We start from the raw sequence: 17,463 nt of genomic DNA, 5'->3' as shown, positions 1-17,463 counted from the left end.
GAATGGGCGTTCGGCCTAAGCCCAGGGGTCGATCAGCTCAATCCCGGAGCCGTCGAAGTCACGGGCGTTCCGCGTGGCGAGCGGGACGTCGTTGGTCCGGCAGATCGCGGCGATCACGGCGTCCACCGTGGGCCGCGGGCGGCCAGCTCAGCCATCAACTCGCCATACACGTCCGCCTCCGCGCGCCCGAAGGGCAGCACCGCGCCCAACGCGTCGACCATCGAGGTGAGGCGCGCACTCAGCGCGTCACGGCGCCGCCCTGCGGGCAACAGTTCAACCCCTCGACGAAGCTCGGCCCAGCACGGCGCAGGGAGGAGGAGTTCGTCGGAGGAAAACTGGCGAGCCCACCGAAGCACGCGCTCGTCGCAATCAGGCTTCGCCAGCGCCGAGATGACGTTGGTGTCGAGCGCCACCGCCATCAGAACACCACACGGGGGGCTGCGTAGTCACGCTCAGGCAGGACGAGCTCGATCGGGTCCTCGCGCATCTCGGAGTGAAACTCCACGAGCGCGTTAGGGTCCGATGGGTGGATATCGTGCTGGACGCGCGCGACGACGACTCCCAGGCGATCCTCGACGCCGTCAGCGCCACCGCTCCCCCGTGCTAGCCTGGCGGAGTACCGCATCGGTGGCGGCTCCACTCCTCTCACTCAGGCCGGAGGCCCGCCATGTCCGTTCAGATCCGCCCTTTCCGTCGCACCGATCGCGACCAGCTCACCGAGCTGGCCAACGCCCACGTATCCGCGGTCGTCCCCGGCGTCACCATCTCGACCAATCGTCTCCTCGGACAACTTGAACGAGAGCCGGGTGAGTTCATCGTCGATCCCTGGGTCGAGGCGCGCCACACGTTGGTCGCCGAGCAGCGCGGCAGAGTGAGCGCGGCGGCTCATCTCCTGATCTACCGGGATCACGCGGAGGTAGGGCCAACGTACCGAGGCCTCGGTGAGATCCGGTGGCTGCTGTGCTGGCCGAACGCGCCGTACTGGCCCGACGCCACCGAAGCGGGCGACCTGCTCCTCCGCGCGGCGGTCCAGGTGCTGCGCGAGGCGGGCGCAACGCGGATCGCGGCGGACGGCGTCCTGCCCGCGCCCGGGATCTACGGGATCCCGGAGCAGTGGCCTCACATTCGCGCGCTCCTCCGCGACAAGGGCTTTGCACCGGAGGGACCCGACGAGACAGTCCTCCTCGCCGATCTGGCTGGCCTCGAGGTTACCCCGGCCCCACTCTCCGGCCTCACCGTCGCGAGGACGCTGGGGGCGGCGGGCACACGCTTCGCGGCTCACCTCGGTCCAGAGGTCATCGGCTACATCGAGGTGGATATCCGCACCGGCGACACAGGCCTCGTCGGCAGTCACTCCGGGCTGGCCGACATCGGCAACCTGTGGGTCTCCCCATCCCATCGGCGCAACGGCGTCGGCCGCTGGTTGGTAGGGGCAGGCCGCAGCTTGGCTTCGTCTCGGTCACGCGGACCGGCTTCTGAACTATGTCGGAACTGACGACGCGACGGGGATGGCCTTCGCCACCGCCGTGGGCTTCACCCCACTCACGACCACCACGCGTGGCTGGCGCCTCAACGCGCGCCGGGGCGCATCACCTGCCTGACGGAGCTGGCCGATCTGTGTCCTCCGCGAAGGAGGCGGCGAACGGCGCGAGCCAGGTCTGGAGGCGGGTCCAGGTTTCCTCCGGGGTCAGGGCGTCCGGGGCGTCGCACCAGACCGCCAGCTTGGCTCCCAGGACGCGCGGGTCGTCGGCGGCGACGTCGATCCATGTCCGCTCGCCTGCGAGACCCATGAACCGCGTACGACGGAAGGTCGCGGCGATGTCCTCGCCGGACTTGCGTCCGGTCAGCGCCGGCACACCGTCGGAGGAGAGGACGAAGTAGAGCAGGTCGCCGTTGGAGTTCATCACGTCGTAGCCGGAGGCCAGATAGTCGAGGACGCTGGGCGTCCACTCGCGCCAGCGGACCCAGACGTCGACGACGAGGTCATGCGGCACCGGAACGAGCGGCCGGGCGTCCGCCGGGACCACGTGATCGTTCCACAGCCACGCGGAGCAGCCCCGACGGCGTACGTGGTCGGCAAGCTCGGTCACGTACAGCGCGTAGGCGTCCTCCGCGGTCGCCCCCGGGCCGGCCTCGGCCCGCGCCCAGTCAAGCAGAACCGGGTAGCGGTCCGGCCGGCGCGCCTCGTCGTCCTCCCACGGGGCGGCAAGGAACTCGTCGCCGCCCAGATGCACCACCTCGGGCTCGAACAACCCGATCACCGCGTCCCACAGCTCGCCGATGTAGCGCCGAGCAGCGGGGTTCGACAGGTCGATCTTGTCCGGCTCGACCATCCCCGAGCAGTCCCTCAGGCGAAACTCCTCCCGGCCGACGAGCAACGGCGTGGCATGCGAAGGGGTGTCCAGCTCCGGGATCAGCCGCACGCCGCAGGCGTCCGCCCGTGCACGGATGAGGGCGACGTCGTCAGGCGTCAGTGCGCCGGGGGCGGCGAGCCGTTCGAACCCGGGTAGCTCGACGCCGAGCCCGACGGCGTCGGACAGGTGGAGCTGCAGCGTGTTCAGCCCCAGCTCGCCCATCGACTCGAGCAGCCGGGCGATCCACGCGGCGTCGAACCGCTTCCTGCCGACGTCGAGCATGACCGCACGTACGTCTGTCATCGTTTCTCCTTGTCAGAGTCACCAAGGTAGCACCGTGGTCCTACCGCCCCTTTCGGACGGGCCACGCTACTGTCCCCCGCATTCTGCTGCGCATACGCCGAGCACTGGCGCTATGACACAGTGCTCGGCGTATGCGCAGCATCGCGTCAGCGGACGATGTCGTAGCGGAGCAGCTTGGCCTTGTCGGCCTTCGCCGTCGATCCCTGAAGCGCCAGCAACTCGGCATAGATGCCGCCGGTCGTGGCCAACTCCTCGGGAGCGCCGACCTCGTCGATTCGGCCGTCGCGCAGCGTGACGATCCGATCCACCGATGAGATCGTGGAAAGGCGGTGCGCGACGATCAGCGTCGTGCGGCCCTCCATCAGCTCATCGAGACCGGCCTGCACAGCGCGCTCGGACTTGGTGTCCAGCGAACTAGTCGCCTCGTCGAGGATGAGGATCGGCGCGTCCTTCAGCAGCGCGCGCGCCACCGCCAGCCGCTGCTTCTGGCCGCCGGACAGCTTGATGCCGCGCTCGCCGATCTGCGTGTCGAAGCCGTCCTTCAGCTTATCGATGAAGCCCATCGCGTTGGCTCGCGTGGCCGCTGCCCGAAGCTGCTCGTCGGTCACCTCGGTCAGGCCGTAGGCGAGGTTCTCCCGGATCGTCCCGCTGAAGAGGCTCGCATCCTGGAACACGACACCGACCTCGCGGCGCAGCGCCTCCGTCGGCACCTCCTCCACCGACTGCCCGTGCACGCGCAGCACGCCGTCGGTCACCGAGTACAGCTTCATGATCAGGTTGACCAGCGTCGTCTTGCCGCCACCGGACTCTCCGACGAACGCGACCCGCTCGCCGCGGTCGATCGCCAGCGTCACGTTCTTCAGCACGACATCGGTCGTGTCGCCGTAGCCGAAGCTGACGTGATCGAAGTCGATCACCGGATCGTCGTTCGACCAGGCAAGGGTGGGACCCCGCTCTACGAGCGGGACATCCAGAGGATTGTGGGGTTCCTCGATCTGGTTCATCGCGGAGAAGTACTCACGGCTGCCTGCGATGGCGCGCTGCGCGGTGTCCAGATACCAACTCATCGACGTGACGGGCATCTTCGCCATGTTGACCAGCTGCAGCAGCATCACCATGGTGCCGACGGTGTAGTCGCCGCGCGCAGTCTGCAGGAAGATGATCAGGTAGACGCCGAAGAACACGACGTCGAGCACGGCGCGGCGGGCCAGGTCCATCCGGTGCCAGTAGGCCGACTGCTGCGCAGTGAGGCCGACGGCGTCGTCGAAGTGGGTGCCGAAGGACCTCAGCTCGCGGCGCTCGGTCACGAACGACTTCACGACACGCATCTGGCCGACGACCTCCGCGAAGCGTCCCCCCGCGATGTCGTAGTGCTCGTTCTTCTTGTGCTCCCACACCTGCCACTTCTTCGACGTCAGCGCGGTCAGCCAGATGAACGTCGGGTAGATGATCACGAGCAGCAACGCAAGCCACGGCGAGTAGGTCAGCGCGATAACAAGCACAGCGCCCAGCGTGATCAGCGTCGGGAAGAAACTGTTGGCGAACATGTTCAGGAAGTCGGTGATCGACGTGATCGACCTGTGCAGCCTGGAGATGATCGTGCCGGTGAGCTCGTTGTCGAAGTACCGCTGCGGCAGCCGCAGCAGCTTCTCGAAGTAGCGGCGCGAGAGGATGGCGCGCAGCCGCGTCGCCATGACGTCGCCCCAGTAGCCGGTGAGGTTACTGATCGCGGAGTTGGCGAGGCTCAGCGCCAGCAGCGCGGTGGCCAGCCACACGAGGGTCACGGCCGAGCCGCCGGTGCCGGCAACCATCGCGACGACGGTGTCCGTCGCGCGGGCGATGGCGAACGGCATCAGCAGCGCGGTCGCCGCGGTGGCGATGGCGCCGAGGATGATTCCGAGGTAGAGGGGCCAGAGCTCACGAGCGGTCGTGATGATCCGGTAAAGGCTGCGCATGGTTCTCCTTTGCGACTTGGCACTATAGCCCGCTGGTCACCCGAAACCCACCGCCCGGATCCCTCGCGCGCCGCGGGGTCAGGCGGCACGTCTCCGGCCTCACCCCCCCACGGATTGCCGTTAGCACTCTCTTGACGAGAGTGCTAACCTGGTAGTAGTTGAGCGGCCCATGCTCAACCTTGACATTTCGTCTGACAGGAGGACACAGCAATGGCAACCTACGATCCGTTCCGCGAGCTCGATCGCATCGCCTCGAGCTTCCTGGACGTGCGCCGCGGCCCCCGCCGCATGCCCATGGATCTCTACCGAGAGGGCGACACCTACGTGCTGAGCGCGGACCTTCCGGGCATCGATCCCGGCTCCGTCGACATCGACGTTGATGGTCAGCTCCTCACGATCCGTGCCGAGCGGACCCTCGCCGAACACGAGGGCGTCCAGTGGATCACCCGCGAGCGCGAGGCCGCGAGCTTCCTGCGCCAGCTGAACCTTGGCCAGGGCGTGGACACCGAGCGCATCACCGCCGCGTACAACAACGGCGTGCTGAGCGTGACCATCCCGATGAGCGAGAAGGCGAAGCCCCGCAAAATCCAGGTGACGAACTTCGACGACGCGCCGATGATCAGCGCACACGCCACCGAGGATGCGCCCCAGCCGATCGACAACTAGGGCCTGCCACGAAGCGGGAGATGGCCTCCTACGGCCACTGCTTCCGTAACAGCCCGTAGGCGACGGAAAAGCGGGGCCCGGACATGGCGTCCGGGCCCCGCTTTTTCGTGGATGACTACGTCAGCGCTGGTCGATGGGAACGTAGTCGCGGCGATCGGGGCCGACGTAGATCTGGCGCGGGCGGCCGATCTTGCGGCCCGGGTCGGCGTGCTGCTCGCGCCACTGCGCGATCCAGCCGGGGAGGCGACCCAGCGCGAACAGCGCGGTGAAGTGCTGCGCGGGGAAGCCCATCGCCTCGTAGATCAGGCCCGTGTAGAAGTCGACGTTCGGGTACAGCTTGCGGGAGATGAAGTACTCGTCGTTCAGCGCCGTCGCCTCCAGCTCGAGCGCCATCTCAAGCAGCTGGTTGTTGCCGCCGGACTTACGCAGCAGCTCGTCGGCGTGACCCTTGATGATCTTCGCGCGCGGATCGTAGTTCTTGTAGACGCGATGGCCGAAGCCCATCAGCTTGACGCCGGACTTCTTGTCCTTGACCTGGCCAACAAAGTCCTTGATGTTCAGGCCCTCCTGCGAGATCTGACGCAGCATCTCCAGCACGGCCTGGTTGGCGCCGCCGTGCAGCGGACCCGCAAGGGCGTTGACGCCCGAGCAGATCGACGCGTAGATGCTGGCGTCGGCCGAACCCACGAGGCGTACCGTCGACGTCGAAGCGTTCTGCTCGTGGTCGGCGTGCAGGATGAACAGCGTCTCGAACGCGCGCACGACGGCCGGGTCGATCTCGTACTCCTCCTGCGGGGTGCCGAATGACAGCCGCAGGTAGTTCTCGACGTAGCCCAGCTTGGTCTGCGGGTACAGGAACGGCGCACCGATCGACGATTTGTACGCGTAGGCGGCGAGTGTCGGCATCGAGCCGAGCAGGCGAAGGCTGGCCTCCTCGACCTGATCGGTGTCATGGACATCGAGGGTGTCGCGGTTGAACGCGCCCAGCGCGATCACGCCGGAAGCGAGCACCTGCATGGGGTGCGCGCCACGCGGGAAAGCGCGGAAGAGCTCGCGCATGCGCTCGTCGAGCATCATGCGGCGCGCGATCTTCGTGTTGAAGTCCTCCAACTGGTCCGCCGTCGGCAGCTCCCCGTAGATCAACAGGTAGGCGACCTCGATGAACGTCGCCTGCTCGGCCAGCTGCTCGATGGGGTAGCCGCGGTACTGCAGCACTCCCTCGTCACCGTCGATGAACGTGATCTCGGACGTGCAGGAGGCCGTATTGACGAAACCCGAGTCGAGCGTCGTGACCTTGGTGGTCGCCAGCAGCTTCCCGATGTCGAGTCCGTCGTTGCCCTGGGTGGCCTTGACGACGGGGAGCTCGAGCTCGTGGCCCCCGTACTTGAGGACTCCGCTGTCGGTCATGCGTTCACCTTTCGTTGGTTCCGGCGGCCGTCGTGGGCACCGGCAGAATCATTCACAGGTCGGTTGCGGACCCCCACCATACAACCCGCACAGGCGGCACGGTACATTCTTGTTTGGTACTCACAATCCGGACGATCGCATTGCGCGGCGCCGTCTCTCCGCAGGACCACCGGGCGCTTCCTCTCCGACGGTGCCCGATTGATCAGTGCTTCCCGAGTGCCGCGTGTCCGAAGTAGCTTGCGGCTTCTGGCGCCCCAGCGGCGCCTCGCTGCGTTCTCCTCACTCGACGAACAACCAAGTGCTCCTTCGCTCGTCGGCCTTGCGATCCATCCACTGGAACACCAGAATCCATCAACCTACTTCCGACACGCGACACTGGTGGTCTGTCGCACCTAAAGGTGCGGATAGGACGCGGCGTCAGGTGGGATGAGTGATAAGGCGGAGGAGGGAGTCATGGCGGGGCACTACGTCGACCGACGACAACGACGTCAATCGCCCGCATGGAGTCGCTTACCCGCGCATTTAGGCGCGACGAGCCACTAGGCCCTGGACAGGGGTCCCGCCGAGGCTTTCGGCGTCCCGATGCCGCCCCCAGAATCCCGACGGCGCGAAAAGCCGGTCCAGCACGATGTCGAAGGTTCCGGTCTCCCAGAGCAGCTCAAGGACCGTGTACCGGCTGCGAATCATGTGTGCCTTGTGATGGGTCTCCCTGAACCGGTCCCAGCCGATCCCGATCAGCCCCGGATGATTCGGCGCCCCCGCCCGACGCAGCATCTCGGCGGCCTCGCTGGGCGCGACGAGCTGGTCCGCGACGCGGGCCCGGATAGCGTCCCAGCGGTTCCCGATCAGCAGGAGCCGGTCACGGAGCGCCTCCCCCTCTACGTGCTTGGCGAGGGAGACCTTGATGGACTCCTCCCGGATCTTCTCCGGCAGCGCCGCCTCGATGCGGGCGACGACGTCGTCCTTCGTCGGCGCCTCGGCGACGATCCGGTCGACGTCGAGAGCCGCGAGGTCGAGCCGCAGCGCCTCCTCCCACAGGGCGAGCGAGGCGACGGTGCCGACGCCGACCTTGAATCCGTGACTGAGCGGCGGCTCCCAGTTCAGGCCGTGGCCCTCCATCTCCCAGGTGTGCGAGAACTGGTGGCCTGCGCCGGAGGCCGGGCGCGACGACTTCACCGCCTGCATCGCCAGGCCCGACAGCAGGTTGCCCTCGGCGAGCGCGGCCACAGCGTCCTCGTCGCCCGCGACCAACTCGTCCGGGCGGCCCAGCGCGTGGCGAAGGCGGGCCCCCCCGCCCCCCCCCCCCCCCCCCCCCACCCCCCCCCCCCCCCCCCCCCCCCCCCCCCCCCCCCCCCCCCCCCCCCCCCCCCCCCCCCCCCCCCCCCCCCCCCCCCCCCCCCCCCCCCCCCCCCCCCCCCCCCCCCCCCCCCCCCCAAACCCCCCCCCAAACCCCCCCCCCCCCCCCCCCCCCCCCCCCCCCCCCCCCCCCCCCCCCCCCCCCCCCCCCCCCCCCCCCCCCCCCCCCCCCCCCCAAAACCCCCCCCCCCCCCCCCCCCCCCCCCCCCCCACCCCGCCCCCCCCCCCCCCCCCCCCCCCCCCCCCCCCCCCCCCCCCCCCCCCCCCCCCCCCCCCCCCCCCCCCCCCCCCCCCCCCCCCCCCCCCCCCCCCCCCCCCACCCCCCCCCCCCCCCCCCCCCCCCCCCGCCCCCCCCCCCCCCCCCCCGCCCCCCCCCCCCCCCCCCGCCCCCCCCCCCCCCCCCCCCGGGCCCCCCCCCCCCCCCCCCCCCCCCCCCCCCCCCCCCCCCCCCCCCCCCCCCCCCCCCCCCCCCCCCCCCCCCGCCCCCCCCCCCCCCGGCGCCCCCCCCCCCCCCGCCCCCCCCCCCACCCCCCCCCCCCCCCCCCCCCCCCCCCCCCCCCCCCCCCCCCCCCCCCCCCCCCCCCCCCCGCCCCCCCGGGCCGCGCGCGGCCCCCCCGCGGCGCCGCCCCCCCCCCCCCCCCCCCCCCCCCCCCCCCCCCCGCGCGCCCCCCGCCCCCCGGCCGCCCCCCCCCCCCCCCCCCCCCGCGGCCCCCCCCGCCCCCCCCCCCCCCCCCCCCCCCCCCCCCCCCCCCCCCCCCCCCCCCCCCCCCCCCCCCCCCCCCCCCCCCCCCCCCCCCCGCCCCCTTCGCGGCCCGGCCCTTGGACGAGGTCCCAGACGGGGGCGTCGATGCGCTCGACGCCGAGCTCGTCGGCGAGGATCCAGTCGGCACCGGCGGGAATCTTCTCGATCAGGTCGCCGTATCCGGTCGACGTCAGCCGCACGGGGGCCGCGGCCATGACGGCCAGGTCGGCGACCAGCCCCGCGGGGGCAGGACAGTCCCGGGTGATCTTGAAACCGTCGACCGAGATCGACGCGCCGTACGAGCTGAACCCGTCCACCGAGGCGGCGGTGCAGACGTTCAGGTAGGGCCGCCCCAACTCCCCGGAGGCGAGCTTCGTCACGTCGTTCAGGGTGCCGGCCGCGATCGAGCACGCCACCGCGCCGGGGAGCTCGGCGAGACGCTCGCGCACGAGCGTCGTGTTGACGTAGTCGGCGTACAGGGTCGGTGTTCCGGGAAGAATGAACGGCTCCGCGGCCAGCGCGACTCCTGCATCGCGCAACGATGCCAGCACCTCGGCGCCGGCCGCGGCGAAGGTGTTCTCGTCGGCGACGACCAACGCGGTCGCGTCGGGGAAGAGGCCCCGGAAGAGGCTTCCTGTCCTGCCGAGGGCGTCGTGGCCGAACTCGATGGCCCGGGTCTCGTCCGCGGACTCCAACGCGTGCTGAATCAGTGACATGAGGCGTGTTCCTTCACGTTGCTCGGGAGGGGGCCGTCCGGCGGTGAGGCAATGGTATTCGCCGCACGGTTCACCAGGGACGCGGCCACCTGTGGAAAGTGCCGGTAGTCGTCGATGGTGAGAAAATCGATCTCCGAGCGGTAGACCTGCTCGTCGTTTCCGCCCGGTCCGTAGTCGTCGCCGATGAAGACGACCTCCTCGGCGCCGATGCCGTGGGCGGCGCAGTACCGCCGCAGCGCGTGGAGCTTGTCGTAGGGCCGGGGCACGATGTCGAACGAGCTCGAACCGCCCACGAACACCGTGTACGCGGGAAAGGCCTCGCACACCTCGTCGTAGAAGACGCGGCGCCGGCTGCGGTCCGGATCGAAGGCCAGCTTGGCCTCGATCGGCGCGGCGGTGCCGAGGAGGGCAAACGTCAACATGCCGGAGGGGTGGAACTCGACGCTGTCGCCGTCGAACGAGGTGTAGCCGTGCCGGTCGCGGATCCGCGCGACGGCGGCGAGCGCGGCGGCGCGGGCCTCAACGTCCAAGGGACTCGCCGGCGAGGTCTCGACGACGCGCAGTTGGGGCACCTCCTCGTCCCACTCGGCACGCTCCATGCCGTAGCAGCCGACGACATCGGCCGGATACCCGCCGAGCTGGTTGTGGATCCGCAGGCAGGAGCCCGCGCCGACAAGCACGAGTCTGAAGTGCCTCCTCAGCTCGTCAAGGGCCGCGCGGTTGGTGGCCCCGAGCGGGGTCTTGTGCTGGGTCAGCGTGCCATCCATGTCGAGCGCGACGAGGCGCGGGACAGTGGTCGGCTGCGGTGCGGGGGGCGTCATGCGGTCTCCTTCAGCGCGATGGGGCGCGGCCTGGTGCGCCGCAGCCGGCGCCCGATTGATCAGTGCTTCCCTACGGTAGGGCGGGCGACGGATTGTGCCGCCGGAGGCGTCGCCTAGATACACATCTGAGCGCTATCGGCGCGCTCGTGATGGAAGACCTCGTCGATGGGCGGCATTGCGAGCAGGGCGTTGGCGAGCTCGATATCGACGACCAGGTCCGTAGGCACGCCGGACGAGCACACGGCGTGCACGGCCTGCGTCTTGCCGACGCCGGCAGCCGCGGCAATCACGCGAGGGATGCGCGCCAGAGCTGCGGGCGTGATGCTCATGGTGTGGCGCCAGAGGTTTCCCGCCACGACATGGCCGTCGGCGGCGAAGAGGGAGCCCTGGATCTCCCCGACGGCGCCGGAGTTCAGAAGTCGCTCCGCGACCCGCGGCGGCACGGACGCGACGGCAACGGACATCGGGACAGGCGCCATGGCCCCGATCCCGACGACGGCGGTGGTGATGCGGGCGAAGTCGGCGACGACGGCCGCGATCGTGGGGTGGCGGCGAGCGGCGTTGGCCTGCCGGGCGTCGTCGATGAAGAAGGGAGCGCGGATGACGCGCGCGGTCGAGGCGCCCGCCAAGGCGGCCGTCCGGCGGGTCAGTTGGGCGGCCGAGTTCTCGATGTCGCCCCCGAACCTGCCCGACAGCTGCACGATCTCGACCTGCGGGAGGTAGTCGATGTCGTCGAACATCGTGTTGAGCGTCCGTCCCCACCCGATGCCCAGCACCTCGCTGTCTTCGAGCTGCTGGCCGAGCACAGCTCCCGCCTCACGGCCCACGACGGCGCGCAGGCTGGGGTCGTCGCCGTACACCTCGACGACGCTCGCGCGCCGAAGCCGCAGATGAGCCGCCAATCGGGCCGACAGCTCGGGCATCGGGGCGCCGCTGTGCACGGTGATGGACACGATCCCCATGTCGCGCGCCTCTTCGAGGGCGCGCGCCACCTTGAACCGGGAGATGCCCAGGTCGTCGGCGATCTCGACCCGGGACCGGCCGTGGACGTAGTAGACGGTGCTGACCCGCATCAGGAGCCGGCGGTGCCCCGACGGGTTGCGCTCCAGTTCACGCGGCCGCCCGGCGGACGGAAGGTGCCGGTGGCCCGCATGCGAGCCACCGGCGTCCTCCACTCGATCAGGAGCCACGAAGCTCCGTGTAGATCTCGGTCCAGCGCTCGATGGCGGCGGGACGGTTCTCCGTCAGCCACGCCACGTCAAGGTCGACCCACGTGATCTCCTCGCGCGGCGGCAGCCACTGGGAGTTCACCGTCTCCGAGGTCGTCATGCGCACGGTGCCCACACCCTCACCGAAGGCGACCTGGCCCTCGGGGCTCATGATGTAGTTGACGACCTTCTTGGCCAGCTCGGGGTTCGGCCCGCCCTTGATGACCGCCGTCGCGAAGGCGGACGCGCTGGTGCCCTCGGCCGGGTAGACCATCTTGATGTTGTCGACGCCGTTCTTGAGCAGCACCGAGATCCCGTCCTCGTAGGTCAGGCCGACGGCGTACTCGCCGTCCGCGACGGAGTTGAACGCTGCCGACGACGACGAAGCGATGACGAGGTCGTTCTTCAAGAGGTTGCCGACGTAGTCCCACGGCGCGTCGGTGTCCTTGCCGAAGACGGTCAGGATGTTGCTCAGGTTGTTCCACGCCGACGACGAAGACGTCGGGTCGGCCATGAGGATCTTACCCTTCAGTGCGGGGTTGAGCAGGTCGGCGTAGCCGTTGACGGTGATGCCGAGCTCCTTTTCGATGTCGGTGTTGACCGCGAAGGCGACCGTCGAGAGATGATCGACGTTGTAGAAGCCGTTGGGCGACTTGTACTGCGGCAGCACGGTGTCCTCGTAATCGGACAGCCAGTGCTCGAAGACGTCAGAGTACGTGTCTCCGTCCATCGTGTCGAGGCCGCCCCACATCATGTCGCCCTGAGGGTTGCCTGCCTCGGAGCGGATACGGGTGGTCAGCTCGCCGGCGTTGCCGTTGACGATCTCGATCTCGATGTCCGGGAACTGCTCCTCGAGGAGGCCGGTCATCACGCTCAGGTCGTTCTCGGTCATGGTGGAGTAGAAGATGAGGTGGTTGTTCGCGGGGGCGCCACCTGTCTCGGTGCTGCCACCTCCCGGCTCGGTGCTGCCGCCGCACGCGGCGAGTCCGAGCGCGAGCAGGCTCGCGGACGCGCCTGCGATGATCTTCTTGAGGTCCATGGTTCTTCCTTAGGTGGAGTGGAACGGATGCGCTGGCGCCGGGGTGGCGTCAGAGCTTGATGTTGTCTTCCTGCGTGAACCGGAGGTACACGAGCAGGATCACCGCGGTGAGGACGGTGAGGATCGCGGAGAACGCGGTGGCGATGCCGTAGCTGCCACGGGAGATCGCCACGTAGGCGGACATCGTCAGGGTGATGGTCCGGTTGTTGTAGAGGATGATCGCCGCCGACATCTCGGTGACGATGGCGACGAAGCTGAGGATCGCCCCCGAGGCGATGCCCGCGGACATCATGGGGGTGGTGATCTTGACGAACGTCTTGATCTTCGAGGCGCCGAGGCTGCGCGCAGCCTCCTCCATGGACATCGGGATGTGCATGAGGGTCGCCGTCGCGGACCGGATGGTGTAGGGCATGCGCCGGACCACCAGGGCGATGATCATGATCGCCGCGGTCCCGGTCAGTGCGAGCGGCGCCTGATTGAACGTGATGACGAGCCCGATGCCCAGCACCGCACCCGGCATGATGTAGGGGATCATCGAAAGGGTGTCGATGCTGCTGTTCACAACGTTGGAGCGGCGCACCACCAGGTACGCGATCAACACGGCGAGGACGATGATGATCGCCAACGAGATGAACCCGAACGAGAGCGTGTTCCAGATGGAACGGCCGAGCAGCTTGCCTGCGGCGGCCTTGTAGCTGTCCAGCGAGAACCCAGGCAGGAAGCGCGAGCCGGTGCTGTTCTTGAACGACAGGTACACGACGTAGAGCTGTGGCAGGAACGCGAACGCCGTCAGCCCGTACATATAGACGTAGATCAGGACGCCCGAGATACCCTTTGGCGTGCGCTTCTCCGGGATGCGACCCGGCTTGATGGAGAAGCTGAACTTCGTCGCCGCATACTTCTGGATCAGGAAGATGGCCGCCGTGACGACGACGCCGATCACGCCGATGGCCGCGGCGAAGTTGTGATTCTGTCCCGTCTCGCCGAGGTACTGCTTGTAGATCTCGACGGTGAAGGTGCGGAACCCCTCGCCGATCAGCAGCGGCGTGCCGAAGTCGGCGAACGCGCGCATGAAGACCAGGAGCGACGCCGCGAGCAGCGTCGGGATCGTGAGCTTCACGATCACGTCCCAGATCCGCCTGATGCCGGTGCTCCCCATCTGCTCAGCGGCCTCGAGCAGCGACGCGTCGATGCTCCGGAAGGCGCCGTTCATGTAGACGGAGACGAGCGGGAACATCTTGAGGGTCAGGACGAAGACCACGCCGGCGAAGCCGTAGATGTTGACGCTGCCCGCGCCCCAAGGGAACAGGAACTCGATCGCCCTCGTGCCGATGCCGTTGCGCCCGAGCAGGAGGATCCACGCGTACGCCCCGATGAACGGAGCCGACATGACCGAAAGCACCGCCCCGACGAACAGCGCCCTCGCGCCACGCAGCCGGTAGAAGGTGTAGAAGTACGAGAACGGCACTCCGACGAGGAGGCAGAACACCGTGACGGCCACGCTGAGGTAGACCGAGTTGATGATCGTTCCGAAGTAGTAGTTCTTGGCGAAGAACTGCTGGAAGTAGGACAGCGTGAACTGGCCCTCGCCGTCGACGACCGACTCCTTCAGCACGCCCCACAGCGGATAGACGAGGAAGAGGAGGAAGATCGCGAGGATGGCGAGCGAGATCAGCGTCCACACGTCGAAGCGGAAGAACTTCGTGCGCTTCTGCGCCGATGTCGAGGCGAGGATGCTCATCGCGACACCGCCTGGGCGGACAGGTTCTTCTCACCCGACTCGTCGAAGATGTTGATCTTGTGCGCCTTGATCCGCAGCCGCACCTTCGTGCCCGGATCGAGGAGGCGGTTCATCTCCGACTCTTGCACGGCCTCGATCTGCGTGCCGTCGGCGAGCTCGAGGAAGTACTGCGTGTTCAGGCCGAGGAAGACGCCGTGCTGCACCGTCGCCTGGATGCCCTCGGTCGACGGATCGGTATCCATGATGAACTGCTCCGGCCGCACGCCGACCATGACCTTGCCGTCGGCGCCGGGCAGCGGGTCGACGTCGAAGTCCACGCCGGCCAGCGTGAGCGTGGTCCCGGCGAGCGTCCCCGGGATCAGGTTCGAGCGGCGATGAAGGTCGCGACGAACAGGTTCGACGGCCGGTGGTACAGCTCGTGCGGGGCGCCGAGCTGCTGGATGACGCCGTCCTTCATCACCGCGATCCGGTCCGAGACCGCCATGGCCTCCTCCTGGTCGTGCGTGACGTAGACCGTCGTCGTTCCCACCCGCTGCTGGATCTCGCGGATCACCTCGCGCATCTCGACGCGGAGCTTGGCGTCGAGGTTGGAGAGCGGCTCGTCCATCAGCAGGACGTCAGGCGACGTCACCAGCGCGCGAGCGAGCGCCACGCGCTGCTGCTGGCCGCCGGAGAGCCGATCGGGCATCACGTCGGCCCACTTCGTGATCTGCACCAGGTCGATGTACTCGGAGCTCTTGGCCGGGATGTCCCGCTTCGGGAAGTCCATGTTCCTGAGGCCGAACTCGACGTTCTTACGCACAGACATGTGCGGGAAGATCGCGTAGTTCTGGAAGACCATGCCGATCCGCCGCTTGGACGGCTCCATGTCGTTGATGAGCGTGTCGTTGAAGTAGAACTGCCCCTCCTCGATCGAGTTGAAGCCCGCGATCATGCGGAGCAGAGTCGTCTTGCCGCAGCCCGAGGGGCCGAGCAGGGTGAAGAACTCGCCGGGCTGGATGTCGACGGACAGGCCCGGGATGATCGTGTTTTCGCCGTATCGCTTGACGGCATCCTTGATCCTGATGAGGATGCTCTGACTATTGCTCATGTGGCAATTTCCCTTTCGTTGTCCATGGCGACCGCGTTGTCATGGGACACGTTTCGTGGCGTCCAGGCAGGATGAGACCCTCCTGAGGTGCCTAATGCTTGCTGGCCGTGAGGCCGTACCGGCGTCGCGGTGCGCCGAGTTACTCAAATGAGCGGTAATAGGTGGGACGCTGCTCGGTCCGTCAGTGAGGGCGATGCACCCTTGCGTCACTCAGTCCGCACCCCCTCTCGATCCATGTCCACCGTCGTCTTCCACCTATCCCGCGACGAGCTCGAGCGAAGGCTCCGAGAGACGAGTCCCGCGATCGAAGGCGTGCGTCACCTCCACCCGCTCGGCGAAATCGTTCCTGATGGGGAACAGGGTCGTGGGATGGCTGACGGCCGACGACGCCCAGAGGATGGCGTTACGGAGGCGGTCGCCGAGATCGTCGGAGGTCTCCGCCACGTATCCCGACAGCAGCGCGTCCCCAGCGCCGACCGAGTTCACGAACGGGATGCCCCGCGCACGCCCGTAGAGGGCCTGGTCGCCGGTCACCAGCATGGATCCGTCGGCCCCGAGCGACGCCAGCACGGCCGCCGCACCCCGCCGAATGGTCTCCCGGGCCGCGGCCTCGACGTCGCCGAACGTCTCGATCGCGATCCCGACGAGGTCCGCCAGTTCGTGTACGTTCGGCTTGACGAGGACAGGCTTGGCGGCAAGGACGGTCGCGAGCGCGGCTCCCGAGGTGTCCACCGTCGTCGGCGTGCCGATCGCCGCGAGGTCCCGCACGACGCGGGCCAGGAACTCGGGCTCCACCCCCTTCGGGAGGCTCCCGCACAGCAGTGCCATGCGCGCCCCCCTGCCGGTGGTGAGGATGGCGTCATGGAGGTCGACGACTTGGGCAGCGCTGAGCGGGGTTCCCGCCTCGTTGAGCTTCGTCGAGTGGTCTGGGGGCGCCACGAGCGTGATGTTGGTGCGCACCTCCCGGCCCGTGTCGATCACGACGTGCGGGAGGCCCTCCCGGGCGAGGGAGTCGCGCATGTAGGAACCCGTTTCACCCCCGGCCGGGAACACGGCGGTGGTGGGAATACCTGCCCTGTGGAGCGCCCAGGAGACGTTCAGGCCCTTGCCGGATGGCTCCCGCGTGCTCTGCACCACGCGGTTGACGGCGTCCCAGTCGAAGGCGTCCACCTTGACCGTCCAGTCGATCGCCGGCGCGGGCGTCACCGTCACGATCATGCGTAGGCCACCTCCACGTCGAGTCCCTTCAGCGCGGAGCGGTGCTGGGCGTCGAGCTCGCGGCCGGTCACGATGAGGTCCAGCTCCTCGACCCCCGCGTACCTGACGAGGGAGGTCCGTGCGAACTTCGTGTGGTCGGCAAGCAGGCAGGCGCGCTCGGCATTGCGGATCATGGCGGCCTTGACCGAGGCCTCCTCGACGTCGGGTGTCGATAGGCCGCGCTCGACCGAGATGGCGTTCGTGCCGACGTAGGCGAGGTCGAAGCTGAGGGTGCTGATCGTCGTCAGGGCCTGCGCCCCGACCTCGGCGAGGGTCTCGGCGCGCACGCGCCCGCCAAGGGTGTGCACCCTCACCTCGGAGAGCGCGGCGAGCGCGCTGGCCACGGTGAGCGTGTTGGTGAAGACGGTCAGCCGCCGGTTGGGGAACAGCCGGACGAGCTCCTCCGTCGTCGAGCCCGCATCGATGAAGATCGCGCCGGTCTGCGGGAGGTAGGCGAGGGCGGCCTCGGCGATGCGCCGCTTCTCCTCGACGTTGGTGCCGCGCGTCGCGACCTCGGGCTCGTGCGTCATCGACTCGAGGTGAAGGGCTCCGCCGTGGACCCGACGCAGCACCCCCTGGCCCTCGAGCGCGACGAGGTCCTTCCGGATGGTCTCCGTCGACGTCCGCAGTTCTGCCGCGGCCTCGGCGACCGTCAGCCGCCCGTTCGTCTGGATCATCTCCCTGAGCCTTCTCAGGCGCTCGGGCCTGAACGGCTGTGCCAGTTCGACCATGTTCCCACCTCCGCTTTCAACCACACCCTTGGGATTACGTGGAATCGTTGCATTTGATTGGGGTTCATGTCAAGATC

General features: G+C 68.7%; 16 protein-coding genes and 1 pseudogene. 3 read left to right on the top strand and 14 right to left on the bottom strand.

The features are described from left to right. Nucleotides 1–113: 113 nt before the first annotated feature. Nucleotides 114–419 (bottom strand): PIN domain-containing protein, encoded by a 306-nt coding sequence (locus IPJ61_RS14160; RefSeq protein ID WP_297108757.1) that lies wholly within the window; start codon nt 417–419, stop codon nt 114–116. 248 nt (nt 420–667) lie between these two features. Between IPJ61_RS14160 and IPJ61_RS14155 the strand changes: the two genes are divergently transcribed. Then, nucleotides 668–1,495: a GNAT family N-acetyltransferase gene (locus IPJ61_RS14155; RefSeq protein WP_297108754.1), complete on the top strand. Its 828-nt coding sequence runs from the start codon at nt 668–670 to the stop codon at nt 1,493–1,495. Between the two features lie 94 nt (nt 1,496–1,589). On the opposite strand, the gene IPJ61_RS14150 is transcribed toward IPJ61_RS14155, so the two are convergent. Both IPJ61_RS14150 and IPJ61_RS14145 read right to left on the bottom strand, forming a co-directional pair. Continuing rightward, a complete protein-coding gene (locus IPJ61_RS14150) occupies nt 1,590–2,657 on the bottom strand; it encodes a family 20 glycosylhydrolase (protein WP_297108751.1) in 1,068 nt (355 codons plus the stop codon). A 146-nt stretch (nt 2,658–2,803) separates the two neighbouring features. After that, on the bottom strand, nt 2,804–4,612 hold the full coding sequence (locus IPJ61_RS14145) for an ABC transporter ATP-binding protein (RefSeq protein ID WP_297108748.1): 1,809 nt from the start codon (nt 4,610–4,612) through the stop codon (nt 2,804–2,806). Nucleotides 4,613–4,822: 210 nt separating this feature from the next. Here IPJ61_RS14145 and IPJ61_RS14140 point away from each other — a divergent pair, with 210 nt between their 5' ends. Then, nucleotides 4,823–5,278 carry an Hsp20/alpha crystallin family protein gene (locus IPJ61_RS14140; protein ID WP_297108746.1) on the top strand — a complete coding sequence of 152 codons (456 nt, stop codon included), beginning with the start codon at nt 4,823–4,825 and terminating at the stop codon, nt 5,276–5,278. 120 nt (nt 5,279–5,398) lie between these two features. Here the strand turns inward: IPJ61_RS14140 and IPJ61_RS14135 are convergent, their stop codons facing one another. Then, nucleotides 5,399–6,685 carry a citrate synthase gene (locus IPJ61_RS14135; RefSeq protein ID WP_297108743.1) on the bottom strand — a complete coding sequence of 429 codons (1,287 nt, stop codon included), beginning with the start codon at nt 6,683–6,685 and terminating at the stop codon, nt 5,399–5,401. Nucleotides 6,686–7,207: 522 nt separating this feature from the next. Further along, nucleotides 7,208–7,912, bottom strand: coding sequence for a dehydroquinate synthase/iron-containing alcohol dehydrogenase family protein (locus IPJ61_RS14130; protein WP_297108804.1), 705 nt, complete (start codon nt 7,910–7,912; stop codon nt 7,208–7,210). Nucleotides 7,913–8,888: 976 nt separating this feature from the next. Between IPJ61_RS14130 and IPJ61_RS22555 the strand changes: the two genes are divergently transcribed. Continuing rightward, nucleotides 8,889–9,128 carry a hypothetical protein gene (locus IPJ61_RS22555; RefSeq protein WP_459251303.1) on the top strand — a complete coding sequence of 80 codons (240 nt, stop codon included), beginning with the start codon at nt 8,889–8,891 and terminating at the stop codon, nt 9,126–9,128. Here IPJ61_RS22555 and IPJ61_RS14125 read toward each other — a convergent pair. From IPJ61_RS14125 to IPJ61_RS14085, 9 genes and pseudogenes are all read right to left on the bottom strand, one after another. Next, nucleotides 9,044–9,499: pseudogene (locus IPJ61_RS14125) on the bottom strand (iron-containing alcohol dehydrogenase); the annotation flags it as partial. The gene IPJ61_RS22555 and the pseudogene IPJ61_RS14125 overlap by 85 nt on opposite strands. Continuing rightward, the gene (locus tag IPJ61_RS14120; protein ID WP_297108740.1) at nt 9,490–10,320 is read right to left on the bottom strand and encodes an HAD hydrolase family protein; all 831 of its coding nucleotides are present in this window, start codon (nt 10,318–10,320) and stop codon (nt 9,490–9,492) included. The pseudogene IPJ61_RS14125 and the gene IPJ61_RS14120, both read right to left, overlap by 10 nt. Before the next feature lie 113 nt (nt 10,321–10,433). After that, complete coding sequence (locus IPJ61_RS14115) at nt 10,434–11,510, bottom strand: sugar-binding transcriptional regulator (protein ID WP_297108737.1); 1,077 nt, start codon at nt 11,508–11,510, stop codon at nt 10,434–10,436. After that, nucleotides 11,500–12,567, bottom strand: a complete 1,068-nt coding sequence (locus IPJ61_RS14110) for an extracellular solute-binding protein (protein ID WP_297108734.1) — start codon at nt 12,565–12,567, stop codon at nt 11,500–11,502. The genes IPJ61_RS14115 and IPJ61_RS14110 overlap by 11 nt, the downstream gene beginning before the upstream one ends. Nucleotides 12,568–12,616: 49 nt before the next feature. Then, a complete protein-coding gene (locus IPJ61_RS14105) occupies nt 12,617–14,308 on the bottom strand; it encodes an ABC transporter permease (RefSeq protein WP_297108731.1) in 1,692 nt (563 codons plus the stop codon). After that, nucleotides 14,305–14,625: a TOBE domain-containing protein gene (locus IPJ61_RS14100; RefSeq protein WP_297108728.1), complete on the bottom strand. Its 321-nt coding sequence runs from the start codon at nt 14,623–14,625 to the stop codon at nt 14,305–14,307. Before IPJ61_RS14100 ends, IPJ61_RS14105 begins: the two co-directional genes overlap by 4 nt. A gap of 41 nt (nt 14,626–14,666) precedes the next feature. Continuing rightward, entirely contained in the window at nt 14,667–15,398 is a 732-nt protein-coding gene (locus IPJ61_RS14095; RefSeq protein WP_297108726.1) for an ABC transporter ATP-binding protein, read from the bottom strand. A gap of 255 nt (nt 15,399–15,653) precedes the next feature. After that, entirely contained in the window at nt 15,654–16,616 is a 963-nt protein-coding gene (locus tag IPJ61_RS14090; protein ID WP_297108723.1) for a 1-phosphofructokinase family hexose kinase, read from the bottom strand. Further along, nucleotides 16,613–17,386, bottom strand: coding sequence for a DeoR/GlpR family DNA-binding transcription regulator (locus IPJ61_RS14085; protein ID WP_297108720.1), 774 nt, complete (start codon nt 17,384–17,386; stop codon nt 16,613–16,615). Before IPJ61_RS14085 ends, IPJ61_RS14090 begins: the two co-directional genes overlap by 4 nt. Nucleotides 17,387–17,463 lie beyond the last annotated feature (77 nt).

The sequence above is a fragment of the Tessaracoccus sp. genome, from assembly GCF_016714275.1.
GTDB lineage: Bacteria > Actinomycetota > Actinomycetes > Propionibacteriales > Propionibacteriaceae > Arachnia.
This window is presented reverse-complemented; position numbering and strand designations above follow the sequence as displayed.

What these genes read in the sequence shown, in the direction of transcription:
- IPJ61_RS14160 (WP_297108757.1), bottom strand. Translation starts at nt 419, where the DNA reads ATGGCGGTGGCGCTCGACACCAACGTCATCTCGGCGCTGGCGAAGCCT.
- IPJ61_RS14155 (WP_297108754.1), top strand. Translation starts at nt 668, where the DNA reads ATGTCCGTTCAGATCCGCCCTTTCCGTCGCACCGATCGCGACCAGCTC.
- IPJ61_RS14150 (WP_297108751.1), bottom strand. Translation starts at nt 2,657, where the DNA reads ATGACAGACGTACGTGCGGTCATGCTCGACGTCGGCAGGAAGCGGTTC.
- IPJ61_RS14145 (WP_297108748.1), bottom strand. Translation starts at nt 4,612, where the DNA reads ATGCGCAGCCTTTACCGGATCATCACGACCGCTCGTGAGCTCTGGCCC.
- IPJ61_RS14140 (WP_297108746.1), top strand. Translation starts at nt 4,823, where the DNA reads ATGGCAACCTACGATCCGTTCCGCGAGCTCGATCGCATCGCCTCGAGC.
- IPJ61_RS14135 (WP_297108743.1), bottom strand. Translation starts at nt 6,685, where the DNA reads ATGACCGACAGCGGAGTCCTCAAGTACGGGGGCCACGAGCTCGAGCTC.
- IPJ61_RS22555 (WP_459251303.1), top strand. Translation starts at nt 8,889, where the DNA reads ATGCGCTCGACGCCGAGCTCGTCGGCGAGGATCCAGTCGGCACCGGCG.
- IPJ61_RS14120 (WP_297108740.1), bottom strand. Translation starts at nt 10,320, where the DNA reads ATGACGCCCCCCGCACCGCAGCCGACCACTGTCCCGCGCCTCGTCGCG.
- IPJ61_RS14110 (WP_297108734.1), bottom strand. Translation starts at nt 12,567, where the DNA reads ATGGACCTCAAGAAGATCATCGCAGGCGCGTCCGCGAGCCTGCTCGCG.
- IPJ61_RS14105 (WP_297108731.1), bottom strand. Translation starts at nt 14,308, where the DNA reads ATGAGCATCCTCGCCTCGACATCGGCGCAGAAGCGCACGAAGTTCTTC.
- IPJ61_RS14095 (WP_297108726.1), bottom strand. Translation starts at nt 15,398, where the DNA reads ATGAGCAATAGTCAGAGCATCCTCATCAGGATCAAGGATGCCGTCAAG.
- IPJ61_RS14090 (WP_297108723.1), bottom strand. Translation starts at nt 16,616, where the DNA reads ATGATCGTGACGGTGACGCCCGCGCCGGCGATCGACTGGACGGTCAAG.
- IPJ61_RS14085 (WP_297108720.1), bottom strand. Translation starts at nt 17,386, where the DNA reads ATGGTCGAACTGGCACAGCCGTTCAGGCCCGAGCGCCTGAGAAGGCTC.